At 69.4% G+C, this 1,084-nt stretch carries 2 protein-coding genes; one reads left to right on the top strand and one right to left on the bottom strand.

The window, feature by feature from the left end:
* A partial coding sequence (locus CFP71_RS42385; protein WP_244200049.1) for an amidase family protein occupies positions 1–483 on the top strand: 483 nt, incomplete at its 5' end.
* 48 nt (positions 484–531) lie between these two features.
* Here CFP71_RS42385 and CFP71_RS42380 read toward each other — a convergent pair.
* Positions 532–1,084, bottom strand: a 553-nt coding sequence (locus CFP71_RS42380; RefSeq protein WP_143267304.1) for an SGNH/GDSL hydrolase family protein, incomplete at its 5' end; no start/stop codon positions are given.

Here is a 1,084-nt window from a genome sequence, read left to right as displayed (position 1 = left end):
CTTTCCCGTCACCCCGTCGACGAGTACGAACAACTGAAGGCGCGCGCCGCCGGACTGAGCGCGGACGATCGCAGTATCGGGGCCGCTCAGCTACGCGCCATGGTGTTGAGCCACCGCGACTGGATCGACGTGAACAACCGCCGAGAGCTCCACCGCCACGGCTGGCGGTGGTTCTTCGCCGAGTTCGACGCCGTGGTGTGCCCGATCACGCCCACCCCCGCGTTCCCGCACGACCACAACCCCAATCCACTGGAACGCCGGCTCGACATCGACGGCGTCGAGTACCCGTATTTCGACCAGCTCGTCTGGGCCGGGGTGGCCACCATGCCCGGCCTGCCCGCCACCGCCATCCCGGCGGGCCGGTCCCCCGAGGGCCTGCCGGTGGGAGTGCAGCTCATCGGTCCGATGTTCCAGGACCGCACCCCGCTGCGGCTGGCCGAACTGCTCGAGCGGGAGATCGGCGGCTTCCAGGCGCCGGAGTAGCACGGGCTGTGCCTGGCCGGCGCGAGAGCCGCCGGCCAGGCACAGGCGCTACAACACCTTGCGGATGCTTGGCACCACGGCCGCGAGTCCGGCGGCGTTCGGGTGCAACGGCGCGAAACTGTTGTTCACCACCGACGGGATGAGCCCCTCGATCCACTTCACGCCGATCGGCTGACAGGCGTCGTGGCCGATGCTCGGTGTGCGGATGTCGACGTACTTCGCACCGTGCGCGGCGGACTGTTCGGCCATCCGCGTGTTGAGCCGGTCCATGTTGGCCTGGATGTAGTCGGCGTCCTGCGGCAGGACCGGGACGAGCGGCCAGCAGCCGCGCGGTTTGATCCCGGTCGGATAGCCGACCATGACGATCTCCGCCCGCGGGGCGCGCTGGCGGATCTGCTCGATCACCGTGCCGTAGGTCGCGGCGAAAGCGTCGATCTTCGTGGCGTACTTGTCCACCCCGCCCGCGGTGTTGGCCGCCTTGCACGAGGCGCCTACCGGCAGCAGGTTCACGCACGACGTCGCGAGCCCGACCAGCCCGATGTCGTTGCCGCCGATGCCGACGGTCACCAGGGTCGTGTCCGATGGGATAGGCGTCGGGTAA

It is taken from the genome of Amycolatopsis thailandensis (assembly GCF_002234405.1).
Classification (GTDB): Bacteria; Actinomycetota; Actinomycetes; order Mycobacteriales; family Pseudonocardiaceae; genus Amycolatopsis; species Amycolatopsis thailandensis.
This window is presented reverse-complemented; position numbering and strand designations above follow the sequence as displayed.